The following is a 15,417-nucleotide window of genomic DNA, read 5'->3' as shown; positions in this document are numbered from 1 at the left end:
TTTAATTTCAAATTAATTTTTTATAAAACATAAAAAAATGCAACTCAATCCGGTTGCATTTTTTTTAGTTATAGGTTATTATTAATGATTTTAATAAAATCTCCGACAGCTTCATTACTTGTATTCCATGAGGTAATCAGACGGACTGCCGAAAAATTTTCATCAACATTTTTCCAGACATAAAATTCAAATTTTTCAGATAAAATCTCAATAATTTGGTGATTTAAAACAGGAAAAATCTGATTGGTAAAAGTGTCTGAAAGAAAAGAAATTCCTTTTTCTGATAAAGCTGTTTTAATTTTCATAGCCTGTTGATTCGCATGTTTTGCCAAATCAAAATACAGATCATCCTTCATCAGTTCTAAAAACTGAATTCCCAACAACCTTCCTTTTGCCAACAAAGCTCCTTTTTGTTTAATATTAAAAGCGAAATCTTCCTGCAACGACTGATTGTTGATGATAATCGCCTCTCCTATTAAAGCTCCGTTTTTTGTTCCTCCCAAATAGAAAATATCGGTCAGTTTAGCAATATCTTTTAAAGATAAATCACTTATTTCGGAAGTAATTGCATGTCCCAATCTTGCGCCATCCATGAATAGATACAGATTATTTTCACGACAAAACCTCGAAAGATTTTCGAGCTCTTCCTTTTTGTAAATTGTTCCAAGCTCTGTAGAATTTGAAATATAGACCAATTTCGGCATCACCTGATGCGGAATATTTTTATGACTGTCTAAAATTGGCTGAATATCTGATGGTTTCAGTTTTCCATCTTCCGTTTCTATGCTTAAAACTTTATGTCCGGTTGCTTCGATTGCACCTGTTTCGTTATTCAAAATATGTCCTGTAGAAGTAGAAATCACACATTGATAAGGTTTTAAAACCGAAGAAATAACAATCAGATTTGCCTGAGTTCCTCCTGAAACGAAGTAAACCTGAGCATCTTTATTGTCTATTTTTTCTTTAATTAAATTTTTAGCTTTTAAAGAATATTCATCTTCTCCATAACCCCCCTGTTGATCGGTATTGTGACGTAAAAGTGATTCTAAAATTCGGGGATGACAACCCTCGGAATAGTCGTTCTTAAATGAAAATTTCATTCAGTAAAATTAAAAAAACTTAAAATAATAAGACTGAATTTTAAATATTATTTTGTTAGATTTGTAATGAAAACCATCTAACATTTTGAGAACAACATTAACAGAAGAAAATTATCTGAAGGCCTTGTTTCACTTAGTTGACAATGAAGGAAAAGTAACGATCAACGAACTCAGCAAATTTTTGAATGTAAAAATGCCGAGCGTCAATAATATGATGAAAAAATTTGCTGATAAAAAATGGGTAGTGTATGAAACCTACAAACCTCTGAAAGTCACCGAAAAAGGAAGACGTGAAGCAGCTTTAGTGGTAAGAAAACACCGATTGACAGAGATGTTTCTTGTCAAAAAAATGAATTTTGGCTGGGAAAACGTTCACGAAATTGCTGAACAGCTGGAGCACGTACATTCTAAAATATTTTTTGATAAAATGGATGAGATTCTTAATTATCCGAAATTTGACCCTCACGGAGAACCGATTCCTGATAAAGACGGAAATATTATTTCTCAGGATTTACAGAAATTAAGCGATTGTAAAGTTGGTGAAAATGTGATTTTTGCTTCGGTAACACTTTCTGACGATGCTTTTCTAAATTATCTCACTGAGAGAAAACTTCTTTTAAATACCAAAATTAAGATTATCAAGATTGAAGATTTTGACAGATCAGTAACAGTTGAAGTTGAGGAAAAACAGGAAGTTTTAAGTAAAAAAGCAACCGAGAAAATCTTGGTTAAAAAATAGAAATTCAGAATTTTTGACATTATATAAAAATCCCGAACTACAAAAGCTCGGGATTTATTTATTTTAAAATTTGAAATGATTAATCTAAAACACTCCAACCTCTTTTCGGATTGGTATTGGAAGAAACTTCCTGTTCGTTGACAATGATATTTTCTTTTCTTTGACCAATGTAATCAAGTTCGCTCAATTTAGAGAAAATGATTTCTAAACTTCTCAGCATTTGCTGAATATACAAAAGCGGTTCACCACAATTGTGATGATCGTAATTGGTTTCCGCAACGGTTGATAATTGGTTGAGTAAAGTATGAGGCGCAATTTCACTCCATTCTAAACTGTAATTTAACATTTCTTCCAATTCTGCAGGAACTAAAACCTGTGTTGCATTGTAAAGTCTTAAAGCCAGTTTAGCAAAAGTTTCTATCAAAAAAACTGGCGGTTGATAAGGAATGACATTTCTAAACTGAAAATACATATCTCCGAAAGTATTGACCAAAACCGTACACAGAGATTTTACATTTAATGCTAAAGCTGTGTTTTGATTCTTATGCGATGCTTTCTGAATAATTTTAAATGCATATTGCTGAAGATTTCCAATTGATTTTGCATATCCGTTGTAGTAATCGATCAATGCAGGATGGCTTTGTACAGACGTACATGGCGGAATAAAAGTTGAATTGACTTGCGCAATATTCCCTTTAAAATCTACCTTTCCGACAACGAGATAATTCCCTCCAGAATAGCTGCTGTTCAACGAAGAAACTGCTAATAATTCGATATGATAATTGGCATGAGCATTCGGATGACGCGGTGGAATCTCTTCCGGATCAATATCACCAAACGGTACTTTATCAAAAGGATTGACAGAAATTAAGATATAATATTCTCCATCGATCTGATTTTCATCCAAATTCATTGACTTTGCAAGAGATTTTACGCTTACTCTCCTATCTTTCAGTTCGATTCTGTATCCGGCCAATGTAACAGCGCTGCAATGTTTAATAACAAGTTGTACGTCATTGGTTGCCGTATTGTGAACATCAAAAATAGTCTTGTCAGTAAACTCGTTGGGAATTGGCAACAGACCGTAATTATATGTTGTAATTGCAAGAGAATTGGCATCTCTGATTGTGTCTATTAAAAAATTATCCTGGTCATTGAGGTGTCTCTGAGAAACTTTCATCCCGTCGACCCAGTTGATTGCAAAATGTTTGATTGGCTGTATCATAGTAATACTTTTTAAAATTTGTGATTATGATGATCTTCTTCCTTCTTCTTCATGCTGGATAACCCTTTTACAGACGACCACTTCGTTTTCAGAAATATTGTTGGTGTTGATATCCTGATCAAAATCGATATATTTCCTAAAACTGAAAAAAGATTTTTTAGTGTAAAATATCCAATAGTATGACTCCTTTTCTTCATCCGAAAGATGAATGATTGACTTAGGATTCTTATGGTTATAATCGTCTACCACACGGAAAAACCAGTCTCCGAAAGTAACTCCAGTCGGTAAAGTTTTAGCTTTGATTCTGAATCTGTTGGCATCTTCGAGATTTTTACTCAGTTCAACATTCAAAACCATCAATCGGTCAAAATCTGCCCCTTCGAAATCCGGCGGCTTCTGATCCGGAGAATATCGCCATGTTTTATAAATATCAACAGGAATACTGATAAACTGAATATAGCAATAATGAAATGCCATCGGTACAAAAAAGATCAGAGCACTCGTTGCAGACATGATAGGAAATCCTTGATCTTTGCTGACCCATATGAAAATAAGCACAAATAAGTAGGCTCCCAAAAGCACACAGGTAACTGAAAGTACAGATTCAAACAAAACACTTAATCCAAATGACTGGATGTGTTTTCTAAAAAATCGGTGCATTAAATTGACATGAAAAATCCCTAGCAATAGATAAATAAGCTGCGAAATCAGATAATAATAAGGATTAAACAGATTCCCCGAAAACCCCAAAAATCCCGGAATTGCTAAACATAAACTGCACAGCAATACATAAATGATAATTACTTTAATCTTTATTGCCGGCTGATTTCTTCTGATCGCACCTAAAATGCCCATCATGATTACCGCCAGCAACGGCACTAAAATATATCTTAGAAATACACCTTTTACTGAAGAAAATTCCATTTAATTAAATTAATAGTGATTGTGATTGATGAATGTAAATATAATAAAATATTTTACAGAAAAGTAGAGAAACCAAGCCTGTTGGAATTTCTTTCGTCATCTTCCAGCATGAATGAATATTCTTTCTTTTCGGTAATAAAATTTTCTTCGATATCGACACTTACAGGAAGGCAATAATCGTACAAAGCCTGAAGAACTTTTCTGAAAGGATTTCCTGGAATGTACTTTTTCATCTCATCATACGGAATCGGACCTATGTTCACGATCCAGTTTCTTTCGCCATCCATATGTTTTCCGCTTGGGATGTAGGTAACTCCCAATCTTGAATTTCCAAGAAGCATAGAATCGTCCTCTTCTTCAATCCTATCGATAATGTTGGGAGTAAAAGTAATTTCCACAGGAACCTGCAAAAATGAGGTCATACAACGCTCAAACCACTTTTTATCTCCTCGTATCTGATGAAAAAACGGTAAAATATGAATAAAAATATAAGCATTTTTTTTATCGAGCATTTTTACAACCGGCCAAAGTTCAGAAAAAACCTTTAAAAGAGAATCTGTATCACTTGCAAGATCAAAGTCATATTCTTTTAATAAGGCACCGATTTCCGTAAAAAAAATTTCAAGCTCAAAAGGTCTGAAAAACTTTCTTGCATCATCTTCTACTCTTTTTTGTTTTCTGATTTCGTTGACTACACTCTCGACATTTTTTCTTGAAGTATTTAAAGAAGGCGGATGAAAAATTCCTTCAGGTAAATAGTCGTAAATACCTTCTCTATAAGTCTTTATATTCAAAACCTCTTCATCAAAACCAAGATATTGGCTAGAGATACTTTTAATATCTTTCAGATAAGCTCTGTCGTTGATCCCTATTCTGTCGATAAAAATATTGCTGACCGCCCGATGGTATTTCAGGAGATTTACGGCAACTGCTTCAGCCTTAAAATCTGTCTGCAGTTTGTTATAATGCATATCTACAATGCTATTGTCGTACATACTCTGTTCTGTGATGTGGTTGTTAGTGTAAAGATAATATATCTCTTAAATTTGAAAAAGTATTTATTTCAAATTTTGAAATATTTTATTTAATCCAATTTAGTAATAAAAATTGTGAATTGATGACTATAAAATTAAAATTTAGAAATTTATTATAAAACTGAGACAGATTAAATTTATTTAACAAACCGAAAAAGTCATCATAAAAGATTTCTATAATTATTTGTTTCTGGAAAGTGTATACTATCTTTGTCGATCTAAAATTATTACTAAAAAAATGAAAAGTATTTATTCTAAAATGCTGCTTTTATTCATGATCTCCAGCTCCGTATATTCTTATGCATGGGGATTGACAGGACATCGTGTGATTGCAGAAATCGCAGAAAACCACTTGTCTGGTAAAGCAAAAAGAGAAATAAAAAAAATGATGGGACAGGAACGTCTTGCTTATTGGGCAAACTGGCCGGATTTCATTAAATCTGATACGACCGGAGTCTGGAAGCAGACCTCAGTGTGGCATTATGTAAACATTGATCCACAAACAGATCTCGCAGCATTTGAAAAAAATTTAAAAGCTCAGTCAGGACCAAGTCTTTACTCTCAGATCAAAACTTTGTCTGCACAGATCAAAGACGAAAAAACTTCTGAAAAAGACAGAAAAATTGCGTTGATTTTCCTGATCCACATGATGGGAGATCTTTCTCAGCCGATGCATACCGGAAGATCTGAAGATTTAGGCGGAAATAAAATTAACGTCACTTATTTTGGAGAAAAAACAAATTTACACTCAGTTTGGGACGGCAAATTGGTAGATTCTCAAAAATACAGCTACACAGAATATGCAAAACTTTTAGATATTAAGTCTAAAAATGAAGTAGAGCAAATTCAGTCGGGAACATTAGAAAACTGGCTGTATGATTCTCATCAGATTGCCAATAAAATCTACGCACAAACTCCGGACGGATCAAAATTGGGTTACGATTACCAATATAAATTCAACGACACCATGGAAAGACAGCTTCTTTACGGCGGTTTGAGATTGGCTAAAGTATTGAATGATTTGTTTTAAAAATCAATTGTGAATAGGTGAATTTTTGAAAGTCAATTTTTAAATTCTATATCTAAAGTGAAGCTTCGGTTTCACTTTTTTTTATTCCGTCAGTTCGAGTATTTTTTGAAGCAAAGCGGAGAAAAATGTATCGAGAACCCGTGAACTTCCAACAAATTCAGTCATTGATCAACAACTTCTCGATACGCTTTCTTTGAAAGCTACTCGAAGTGACGTAGCAGAAAACCATCCATAAAAATCGATTGCTGATATTAGCAGCTTCGTTAGTTCGAGTTTTTTTCGAAGCAAAGTGGAGAAAAATGTATTGAGAACTAGTGAACTTCATACAAATTAAGTCATTATTTAAAAACTTCTTGATACGCTTTTTGAAAGCTACTCGAAATGACAACACTAGATAACAATTTAAATAAAACAAGACCGATAATTTACAACTAATTTTCCAACATCATTTTAATTAAATAAAAAATTATTAAAACCTTTGTAACCTTTTTGCTATTGGAAACGTATAATACTATAGTAACTCTATTTTTGAGAATAACAATAAATGAGACAATTAAAAATAACCAAGCAGGTTACCAACAGGGAAACCGCTTCACTAGACAAGTATTTGCAGGAAATCGGTAAAGTAGAATTGATTACCGCAGACGAAGAGGTAGATTTGGCGCAAAAAATCCGCGCCGGCGATAGAGTCGCATTGGAAAAATTAATCAAAGCCAACCTTCGTTTCGTAGTTTCAGTTTCTAAACAGTACCAAAACCAAGGTCTTTCTCTTCCCGATTTGATCAACGAAGGGAATTTAGGATTGATGAAAGCTGCAAAAAGATATGATGAAACAAGAGGTTTTAAATTTATCTCTTACGCCGTATGGTGGATTCGTCAGTCGATTTTACAGGCATTGGCTGAGCAGTCGAGAATTGTAAGATTACCGCTGAACAAAATTGGTTCGATCAACAAAATCAATAAAGCATACGCTCACCTTGAACAGGAAAATGAAAGACCACCTTCTCCTGAAGAATTGGCTGAAGTTCTTGACATGAGTGAAGAAGACATCAAAGAATCAATGAAAAACTCCGGAAGACACTTGTCGATGGATGCTCCATTGGTAGAAGGTGAAGATTCTAACTTGTATGACGTATTGCGTTCTGGAGAATCTCCGAGTCCAGATAAAGATTTGATGCTTGAATCTCTTCAGATTGAAATTGAAAGAGCATTGAACACGTTGACTCCAAGAGAGGCAGATTTGGTAAGATTATACTTCGGACTAAACGGTAAACATCCAATGACTTTGGAAGAAATCGGTGAAACTTTCGATCTTACAAGAGAAAGAGTTCGTCAGATCAAAGAAAAGGCGATCAAAAGACTGAAACACAATACCAGAAGTAAGATTTTGAAGTCTTATTTAGGTAAATAATTTTTAGTTTAAATAATTTATTAAGCGGAGTTTGATTTTTCAGACTCCGTTTTTTTATATTTGAATATGGAAATCTATTTAGCTTTTGGAACACTAATTTTTCTTTTTACTATAGGAAATCTAGCATTTCACAATTATAATAAAAATAAGCATGAAAAGTTTTTAGCATCTTTATCCGGAAAAGGATTTATCAAACTGAATAATATTAATACTGATATTGATATATCAAGTAGTAAATCTATTTATAATTATCAGATTAATAAATCTATCATCATTCTTTTGAATGACCATATTTTTTTACTTATCAAAAGTAAAATTTTTAACGTAGCTCAACCCATCCTGCAAATAAGCAGGATTGAAAATAGAGAAAATTTTGCTTACGTTTGGGAGGAAATCAATTATATTTCAAAACAGAAGGTTGATGATAAAATTAGGATTAAAGGTTATTCAAAAAGAGGATTAGCAAAGATCGATTACGGAATTATCTTGGATTTTAGCGAAAAAAAATGTGATTTAACTTATTTTAAATTTTAATTATTTTAAATGAATTCAATCTCAATCATTGGAGCTGGTATTGGAGGTTTGACTTTAGGAAATATTCTGAAACAACACCATTTAGATTTTACCATCTACGAATCTGCACCGGAAATAAAACCTGTCGGAGCCGGGATTATGATGGCAGTCAATGCGATGCAGATTTTTGAGAAATTAGGTTTAAAAGAAAAAATTGAAAACGCAGGAAACAAAATTCATGAAATTTCAATTACGGATGAAAAACTAAAGACAATTTCTACAACAGATGTTTTAGCTTTAGAAAAGAAATTCAATTCTTGCAACATTGCCATTCACAGAGCTGATTTGCAGAATATTTTAGCAGAAAATATTGGTTTTGAGAATATTAAGCTTGATTACAATTTAAATAAAATTGATAAAAAAGAAAATTATCTTTTAAAATTTGAAAATGGAAACGAGATTGAAAGCAAAATAGTTTTCGGCGCAGATGGTATTCATTCTAAAATTCGCGATCAGATTCTACAAACTGGAAAAATCAGAAATGCAAAACAAAAATGTTGGCGCGGATTGACTGATTTTAATCTTCCTGAAAAATATGATCATCATGCTTTAGAAATTTGGGAAAAAGGAAAACGTTTTGGTTTTGTGAAACTATCTGAAAATAAAGTGTATTGGTATGCTTTAATCAACGAAAACAATTATAGAGAAAACATAAATTTAATTGAGACTTTCAGAGATTTTGATCCATTGGTTCTACAAATTTTGGAAGCTACAAAACCGGAAAATATTATTTTAAATGATATTATTGACCTCGCTCCTATTCCAAAATGGTTTGCTGATAATCTTTGTTTGGTTGGTGATGCAGCTCACGCCACAACTCCAAATATGGGGCAAGGTGCGTGTCAGTCGATTGAAGATGCTTATATTATTGGAAAATTATTAGCGAAAAGCAAAGATTTTAATTCGATTTTTAAAGAGTTTCAAAAAATAAGACGGAAGAAAGTTGATTACATCGTCAATACAAGTTGGAAAATCGGAAAGCTTTCGCAATGGGAAAAAGGAAACTCAATCCGAAATTTCTTGATGAGATCAATTCCTGAAAGTTTTAATCAAAAAATGATTGAGAAAATTCTACAGTTGGAGATGTGATTGTTTTCCAATGCTGACTAAAAGTTTCTAAACAGATAAATAAACAAAGGCTGCTTAACAATTAAAGCAGCCTTTGGATTTAGTAGGTAAGCGTGATTCCGCCTCCCCATCCCATTTCGTTATCGTAATTTCCGGAAACGGATAACCATTTTTGTAAAATATATCGTAATCCCGAGGTAAATTCTCCATCAGAATTGACACTGAAATTCCCTCTCAATCTTCTGGAAATCGGAATATCTTCCCGACTTAATTCCAACAATACTTTCCCATTTTGATCAACACTTGCATCAGCTGTGATCAGCATCGGCAAAATATATTGTGCACCAATGATAAAGGCAGCTTTATTTTTCGAAGCTTTTTGCTGTCCGAACCAGGTTTTCTTTCCATGAAAATCTTCTCCCATTTCTTCAGCCATTTTTCGCTCCATGATTTCATGATTTTTTTGAATTCTCAAACCTGCATAAGGAATTGCCCATTGGAATTTTCCTAAAAAACGACCTACTTTAAAATTTCCATCAAAATGATCAAACTCCCAATTCGAATGAAACTCATTCAGATTTGCCCATCTCGGTCCGAACATTGTCATCGTTTCTGCATGCATTTTATTGCTGTGAAGATCAACCATTGCCATAGAGCTGATCATTCTGTTGTCTTTTAAAAAGTTTTTCCAGGCTAATTTTCTGTTGGGAAGTTGCGGATTAGGTTTTGAGTCTTCGTAACTGAAAATCCTTCCCATTCCTGCCATCATGTGATACAGAATATGACAGTGAAAAAACCAGTCGCCATCCTGATTGGCTGCAAATTCAATCGTATTGGTTTCCATCGGCATAATATCTACAACATTTTTTAGCGGTGAATATTCTCCTTTCGAGTTGATCAACCTAAAATCGTGACCATGTAAATGCATCGGATGCCGCATCATCGAATTGTTATACAAAGTAATTCGCAACACCTCTCCTTTTTTTACTAAAATCTTATCTGTTTCTGTAACCGTTTTATTATCTAAAGTCCAGAGATAATGATTCATATTTCCTTCCAGCGTAAATTTCATTTCGCGAACATTTTCTGTGGGGAGAATAGTTTTTTCGGGAGATTTTAAAATATTGTAAGATAATCTTTTGATGGGTTTCTCTTCTTCCATTCCCGAATGTTGAGAATGTTCATCTTCTTTTTCTGATTTCTTTTCTTTGATTCCCATCATTTCATTCATGTGCTTCATCGTCATTTTTCGCTGACTTTCAGAAAGTTCAGGATACATTACCTCATTCATGTCCATCATCTGATTTCCCATGACCATGTTCATCGGTTTCATATTTCCGCTCATCTTCATCATGCCATTCATCATTTTCATCCCTTCAAAAAGCTTTAGTCTCGGTAAATTCGGAGCTTCGATTTTTTCACCTAAACCTAACCACAGTGACGCATGGCCAATTCTGTCTTCTGAAGTTGCCCGAAATTCAAAACTTTTGTTTTCTGGAATCGTCACTTCAATATCATACGTTTCCGAAACACCAACAATCAGGCGATCGACTTCTACAGGGACGACATCATTTCCGTCATTTCCTACTACCTTTATTTTTCCACCTCCGAAATTCAGCCAAAAATAAGTAGAAGATCCTCCATTAGCGACTCTCAAACGTACTTTATCTCCCTCTTTCAAATCAGAATATTCAGAACTTGGAAGACCGTTGATCAGAAATTTATCATAATAAACATCGCTTACATCCATAGCTTCCATTCTTTTCCACTCGTTAAGAGCTTTTGTTCCGAAGTTTCCGGATTTTATTGCTTCCCAATAACTCTGGACTGCATTTTTTTTAATCGCATACCAATCGGTATTTGCCATATGAAGTCTTCTTGCAATCTGTATCGGATTTTCATCACTCCATTCACCTAAAAGCACCGGAATTTCTTTTGTATATTCCGTTTTAGGCTCATCTTCTCTTTTATTGAAAACAAGAATTCCGTTCATCCCAATTTGCTCCTGCAAACCTTCATGAGAATGATACCAATACGTTCCCTTCTGGGAAACTCTGAATTTATATAAATGAGTTTCTCCGGGCTCCACAGGTTTTGTTGTAAGGTAAGGAACACCGTCATGCTCATTTGGTAAAATAACACCATGCCAATGGAAACCTGTATTTTCTTTCAACATATTATGAAGATAAATCTCTGCGGTGTCTCCTTCTGTAAAATATAAGGTTGGAGCCTGCAATTTTCCATTTACGGCGATTGCTCTGCGGTTTTCTCCTGTGAAATTGACAATCGTATCTTTTACATACAAATCATATCGAACTGTTTTTCCTCCAAAAGATACTTTTCCATTTTCGGAATTTCTTTTTAAAACAGAGTTTTTAGCTTTAGATTCAGGCTCAGACTGAGCATTATTTTCAACTTCCACTAAATCCATTCCGCATTTTGGGCATTTTCCGGGGTTGTCGGAAACTACTTCAGAATGCATCGGACAAGTATAGCTTTTTTTAAGTTGAGGCTGAGACTGAGGTTTAGTTTGAGTTTTTGAATTTAAAATAGGTTTAGCTCTAAGTGTTTTATTAATCTCTTTGGATTTCTTACCACTGCTTACTTTTTTAACTTCAACTTTTTTCTCCACCTTAGCTTTAGCCTTGGTTTTTATTTCTGATTTTGCTGTTGCTTTCGGTATATTTTTTACTGATGGTTTTTCTACAATTTTAGGTTTTATGACAACGGTTTTTTTTACCAAAGTCATTCCGCATTTAGGACAGTCACCGGGTTTTGATGAAACAACATCCTTATCCATCGGACAAGTGTAATACGTCCTAACAGATTGTGCAAAACTGAAAACAGAGAACAAAAGCATCAGAAACATTATTATTTTTTTCATAATATTTCAAAATTCTTTATAGCTGAACATTAATCCACAATATTAAAGTAGATTTTAATTAAATATATTCAACTGATTATTTTACAAATAAATACAATATTTATTTAATCTCTGATTTTACAGAACCACAAGAAAGCATAGAGCTGCCGTAATAAGGATTGATAATTTTTTTCTCGTTGCTGAGCCAGCTTCCGTCTGCCATCGGGCAATACTGAACAAAAACCGGATTTGCTGAAACTTTATATTGCTTAGCCAAAGCAATCATGTTGTCTGAAAGATTAAAGAAACTCTCTCTTTGAGCCGCAATATCTCTGGCATTTGAAATCGCCGTAGCATCTTTTTTCAAAACACTTACATTTCCTTCAGAAAGAACTTTGTAATCGATAGCTGAAGCCGTTTTAATAAACTCTGTTGCGGCTTTAGAGGTTTTATCGGCATTATCTGAAGCCAACGCATCTTTGATGGTGATATAGTTTTGGTAAAGCTTCGTTACCTGAGCGTCAGATTTTAGCTGAGCAGAAACAGAAATAATTGCAAATAAAGAAAATAGGGCTGTAATGATATATTTTTTCATTGTTTGAAAATTTTAGATTGAATAATAATTTGAAAAACGCATGATGCGACAAAGTATGTCGTTCATTATGATATGAATATCAAACGACTAACAAATTTTAAATTCTAAAATTACAATGATTAATAAAGATAGGAACCGACCGGTTTTCCGGCGGAGCATTGATCTGAATTTGAGTGAATTTTGTAGCTGAAAAAGATCTGTCTGTGAAGATAAACTGATGATTTTGAATTTCTGAAATAGTTGGCAGAAAATCAATTTTCAAGAAATCTGATTTTTGAGAATCATCAACTTTCACCAATTTTATTTCAGTTTTGCAGCAGTCTCTTTTTTCTTTAGTTCCGCATTTGCTACAGGTATCATCAGATTTTTGAGTCACTGAAACCAATTCTTTCATACAATAATGCATGCTAAAAACTGCTCCGGAAGAAAAACCGAAGTAGAAAATAGAAAATAGTATGGCAAGAATCTTTTTCATAAGCTGAAACAAAGGTAAAAATATCCGTTGAATGATTGTTACAAAATTGAGGGATATTGTTATAAAATTAAGGATAAAAAAAACTCCTGAAAATTTCAGGAGTCATTGTATATTTTTGATAAAATTTAAATTTTTATTTAATCTTAAATTCAAGTTTTACATTAAAGAACCTTCCCGTCAAACGTACAGGAACCGGATACATCAAATTTGTATTTGCATCAGTAATCCATTGGTTAGAAACTGTGTTGTTAATATTAAATGCATTGAAGACCTGAACTCCTAATGTTAATTCATCAAAATTACTCAAGAAACCATAAGTCTGTTTTTTTTCTTTAGCATCTACAAATGCATAAGAAAGACCTAAATCTACTCTCTTGTAAGAAGGCAGAGTTTTCTGATACTGATAAGGATCTGTGAAAACAGGCGCTCCGTTTGGTAACCCCATCGCATAAGTTAAAGTAAGATTCACACGCATTTGTGGAAATCTTGGCATATAATCCTGATAAAACATTGCAAATCTGAAACGTTGATCAGTCGGTCTTGGAATATCTCCTCTCCCATCTATATTTTCAAAAATTCTTGCATAACTTGCAGATAACCAAGAATCTACACCAGGAACAAATTCACCAAATAATCTTGTATCAATTCCGTAAGCATATCCTGAAGCATTATTCTTTCCTGAATAACGGATTCTCACATTATCCATATAATATGGAATCAGATTATCCATTTTCTTATAATACAATTCTGTTGTAAGCTTAAATGGGCGGTCGTCAAATTCAAATTCATAATCATTGGCAACAATTGCCTGAATGGATCGCTGAGATTTTATATTTGGATTGAAATTTCCGTTTAAATCTTTGATTTCTTTATAAAAAGGCGCCTGATAATAAATTCCTCCCGAAACTCTGAACAACATATCGGTATCCCAATCCGGCTTAATGGCAAACTGAGCTCTTGGTGAAAATATCGTTTCATCATTAAAACTCCAGTGAGCTACCCTCGCTCCTGCATTTACAAAAATTTTACTCGAGTTCCAGAAAAATTTCTGAGAATATTGAGCATATGCAGAAAGTCTTGTCGGCTCAATTTTATTATTTCCTGCAATGCTGTAAAAAAGATCCAACTCTGAAGCATCAGGAAATCTAGGATCATCAACAGGGTGCGGTATGCTGTATCCTGAAGAGTCAACCAATTTCCATTCATTCGTTAAATCACTAAGGTTTTCTTTTTCAAATTTAAATCCAACCTCAATATCTGTATTGACATTTGGTGAAAAACGGGTTCTGAACTGCGTTCCGTATGTTCTTACAAAAAGATCATTTCGTGCATGTTCTATTTGTCCGCCAACATCATAAGACGTAACAGGATTTCCTGTGATCGGATCAAAAGTCTGTAAAATATAACTTGAAGCGATCGTATAATATTCTCTTTCTCTGTTTTGATACGCAAAACTGTCTAAAGTAAATCTCCATTTATCAGACGGCTTGTAATTCATCGAGAACGTTCCCATCATGTTTTTATACTGATCGTTTTCTTTACCATTATAAAAAACGGAAAGATTAATTGGTCTTTGTAAAGATCCAAAATCTACAGATCGTTCTTTAGGAAACATTTCGTAGTCATTCTTTGAATAATAACCAATAAATGACATCGTAAATTTATCACTCACATGATAATTCAGATAAGTCTGAAAATCAAAGTATTTCGGGTTAAAATCTGTATCTTCATTCAGCGTATTCAAAACCAGATTGGTATTTCTGTATCTTCCTGAAAATAAAGCGGTCAGTTTATTATTTTTAGAAGCTAAACCTGTTGTCAGTCTTCCTCCAATCAAACTTGCTTCGCCGGAAAGTTCAAATTTTTCCGGTTCACGATAATAAATATTTAATGCCGAAGACATTTTATCACCATATCTCGGTTCAAAACCTCCTGCAGAAAAATTCACTGTAGAAACCATATCCGGATTGATGATACTTAAACCTTCCTGCTGAGAATTTCTGATCAGAAAAGGTCTGTAGATTTCAATATCATTGATATAAATAAGGTTTTCGTCATAGTTTCCACCACGCACCATGTATTGCGAAGACAATTCAGTATTGGAATTTACAGAAGGTAAAGTTTTAATAATTCCTTCGATACCTCCGGAAATGCTTGCAACATTCTGAGCATCTTTGGCAGATATTTTTACTGTTGTAATGTCATTCGTACTTCCAACTACTTTTTTCTGGAAAACGACTTCCTGAATATCTGTTGTTCTTGTCGTATCTCTCTTTTTTGTTTGGGAGAATACTAACATCGGAACCATGAGGCTCAGTGGTAAAACTAGTTTTTTCAAAAGAAATTATTTAGAATTCTAAAATTAATGATTTTTTAACAA

13 protein-coding genes are annotated in these 15,417 nt (G+C 33.7%); 5 read left to right on the top strand and 8 right to left on the bottom strand.

Going from position 1 to position 15,417, the window contains the following annotated elements; translation table 11 throughout:
- Positions 1 to 68: 68 nt before the first annotated feature.
- Positions 69 to 1,100 (bottom strand): aminotransferase class V-fold PLP-dependent enzyme, encoded by a 1,032-nt coding sequence (locus K0R77_RS09390; RefSeq protein ID WP_300351589.1) that lies wholly within the window; start codon positions 1,098 to 1,100, stop codon positions 69 to 71.
- Positions 1,101 to 1,185: 85 nt separating this feature from the next.
- On the opposite strand from K0R77_RS09390, the gene K0R77_RS09385 reads away from it, so the two are divergent.
- Complete coding sequence (locus K0R77_RS09385) at positions 1,186 to 1,839, top strand: metal-dependent transcriptional regulator (RefSeq protein ID WP_300351586.1); 654 nt, start codon at positions 1,186 to 1,188, stop codon at positions 1,837 to 1,839.
- Positions 1,840 to 1,918: 79 nt separating this feature from the next.
- Here K0R77_RS09385 and K0R77_RS09380 read toward each other — a convergent pair whose 3' ends face one another.
- Genes K0R77_RS09380 through K0R77_RS09370 form a run of 3 tightly spaced genes read right to left on the bottom strand, consistent with a single transcriptional unit; the run spans position 1,919 to position 4,983 of the window.
- Positions 1,919 to 3,064, bottom strand: a complete 1,146-nt coding sequence (locus K0R77_RS09380; protein WP_300351584.1) for a hypothetical protein — start codon at positions 3,062 to 3,064, stop codon at positions 1,919 to 1,921.
- A 24-nt stretch (positions 3,065 to 3,088) separates the two neighbouring features.
- Entirely contained in the window at positions 3,089 to 3,988 is a 900-nt protein-coding gene (locus tag K0R77_RS09375) for a TssN family type VI secretion system protein (RefSeq protein ID WP_300351582.1), read from the bottom strand.
- Between the two features lie 53 nt (positions 3,989 to 4,041).
- Entirely contained in the window at positions 4,042 to 4,983 is a 942-nt protein-coding gene (locus K0R77_RS09370; protein ID WP_300351580.1) for a type VI secretion system baseplate subunit TssG, read from the bottom strand.
- A 277-nt stretch (positions 4,984 to 5,260) separates the two neighbouring features.
- Between K0R77_RS09370 and K0R77_RS09365 the strand changes: the two genes are divergently transcribed.
- From K0R77_RS09365 to K0R77_RS09350, 4 genes are all read left to right on the top strand, one after another.
- On the top strand, positions 5,261 to 6,052 hold the full coding sequence (locus K0R77_RS09365; protein WP_300351577.1) for a S1/P1 nuclease: 792 nt from the start codon (positions 5,261 to 5,263) through the stop codon (positions 6,050 to 6,052).
- A 544-nt stretch (positions 6,053 to 6,596) separates the two neighbouring features.
- Positions 6,597 to 7,463 carry an RNA polymerase sigma factor RpoD/SigA gene (locus K0R77_RS09360; protein WP_034757900.1) on the top strand — a complete coding sequence of 289 codons (867 nt, stop codon included), beginning with the start codon at positions 6,597 to 6,599 and terminating at the stop codon, positions 7,461 to 7,463.
- A gap of 66 nt (positions 7,464 to 7,529) precedes the next feature.
- Complete coding sequence (locus K0R77_RS09355; protein ID WP_300351570.1) at positions 7,530 to 7,997, top strand: hypothetical protein; 468 nt, start codon at positions 7,530 to 7,532, stop codon at positions 7,995 to 7,997.
- A gap of 9 nt (positions 7,998 to 8,006) precedes the next feature.
- A complete protein-coding gene (locus tag K0R77_RS09350; RefSeq protein WP_300351567.1) occupies positions 8,007 to 9,125 on the top strand; it encodes an FAD-dependent monooxygenase in 1,119 nt (372 codons plus the stop codon).
- A 79-nt stretch (positions 9,126 to 9,204) separates the two neighbouring features.
- On the opposite strand, the gene K0R77_RS09345 is transcribed toward K0R77_RS09350, so the two are convergent.
- From K0R77_RS09345 to K0R77_RS09330, 4 genes are all read right to left on the bottom strand, one after another.
- Positions 9,205 to 11,988: a multicopper oxidase domain-containing protein gene (locus K0R77_RS09345; RefSeq protein ID WP_300351564.1), complete on the bottom strand. Its 2,784-nt coding sequence runs from the start codon at positions 11,986 to 11,988 to the stop codon at positions 9,205 to 9,207.
- A gap of 100 nt (positions 11,989 to 12,088) precedes the next feature.
- Positions 12,089 to 12,562: a DUF3347 domain-containing protein gene (locus K0R77_RS09340; RefSeq protein WP_300351561.1), complete on the bottom strand. Its 474-nt coding sequence runs from the start codon at positions 12,560 to 12,562 to the stop codon at positions 12,089 to 12,091.
- Between the two features lie 97 nt (positions 12,563 to 12,659).
- Positions 12,660 to 13,037 carry a hypothetical protein gene (locus tag K0R77_RS09335; RefSeq protein ID WP_300351558.1) on the bottom strand — a complete coding sequence of 126 codons (378 nt, stop codon included), beginning with the start codon at positions 13,035 to 13,037 and terminating at the stop codon, positions 12,660 to 12,662.
- A gap of 133 nt (positions 13,038 to 13,170) precedes the next feature.
- The gene (locus K0R77_RS09330) at positions 13,171 to 15,375 is read right to left on the bottom strand and encodes a TonB-dependent siderophore receptor (RefSeq protein ID WP_300351555.1); all 2,205 of its coding nucleotides are present in this window, start codon (positions 15,373 to 15,375) and stop codon (positions 13,171 to 13,173) included.
- Positions 15,376 to 15,417 lie beyond the last annotated feature (42 nt).

Origin of the sequence: Chryseobacterium sp., assembly GCF_029240215.1 — a bacterium.
In the GTDB taxonomy this organism is placed as follows: Bacteria; Bacteroidota; Bacteroidia; order Flavobacteriales; family Weeksellaceae; genus Chryseobacterium.
Note: the sequence above shows the minus strand (reverse complement) of the source record. Positions and strands in the feature narration are given on the sequence as shown.

What these genes read in the sequence shown, in the direction of transcription:
- K0R77_RS09390 (WP_300351589.1), bottom strand. Translation starts at nt 1,100, where the DNA reads ATGAAATTTTCATTTAAGAACGACTATTCCGAGGGTTGTCATCCCCGA.
- K0R77_RS09380 (WP_300351584.1), bottom strand. Translation starts at nt 3,064, where the DNA reads ATGATACAGCCAATCAAACATTTTGCAATCAACTGGGTCGACGGGATG.
- K0R77_RS09375 (WP_300351582.1), bottom strand. Translation starts at nt 3,988, where the DNA reads ATGGAATTTTCTTCAGTAAAAGGTGTATTTCTAAGATATATTTTAGTG.
- K0R77_RS09370 (WP_300351580.1), bottom strand. Translation starts at nt 4,983, where the DNA reads ATGTACGACAATAGCATTGTAGATATGCATTATAACAAACTGCAGACA.
- K0R77_RS09365 (WP_300351577.1), top strand. Translation starts at nt 5,261, where the DNA reads ATGAAAAGTATTTATTCTAAAATGCTGCTTTTATTCATGATCTCCAGC.
- K0R77_RS09360 (WP_034757900.1), top strand. Translation starts at nt 6,597, where the DNA reads ATGAGACAATTAAAAATAACCAAGCAGGTTACCAACAGGGAAACCGCT.
- K0R77_RS09355 (WP_300351570.1), top strand. Translation starts at nt 7,530, where the DNA reads ATGGAAATCTATTTAGCTTTTGGAACACTAATTTTTCTTTTTACTATA.
- K0R77_RS09350 (WP_300351567.1), top strand. Translation starts at nt 8,007, where the DNA reads ATGAATTCAATCTCAATCATTGGAGCTGGTATTGGAGGTTTGACTTTA.
- K0R77_RS09345 (WP_300351564.1), bottom strand. Translation starts at nt 11,988, where the DNA reads ATGAAAAAAATAATAATGTTTCTGATGCTTTTGTTCTCTGTTTTCAGT.
- K0R77_RS09340 (WP_300351561.1), bottom strand. Translation starts at nt 12,562, where the DNA reads ATGAAAAAATATATCATTACAGCCCTATTTTCTTTATTTGCAATTATT.
- K0R77_RS09335 (WP_300351558.1), bottom strand. Translation starts at nt 13,037, where the DNA reads ATGAAAAAGATTCTTGCCATACTATTTTCTATTTTCTACTTCGGTTTT.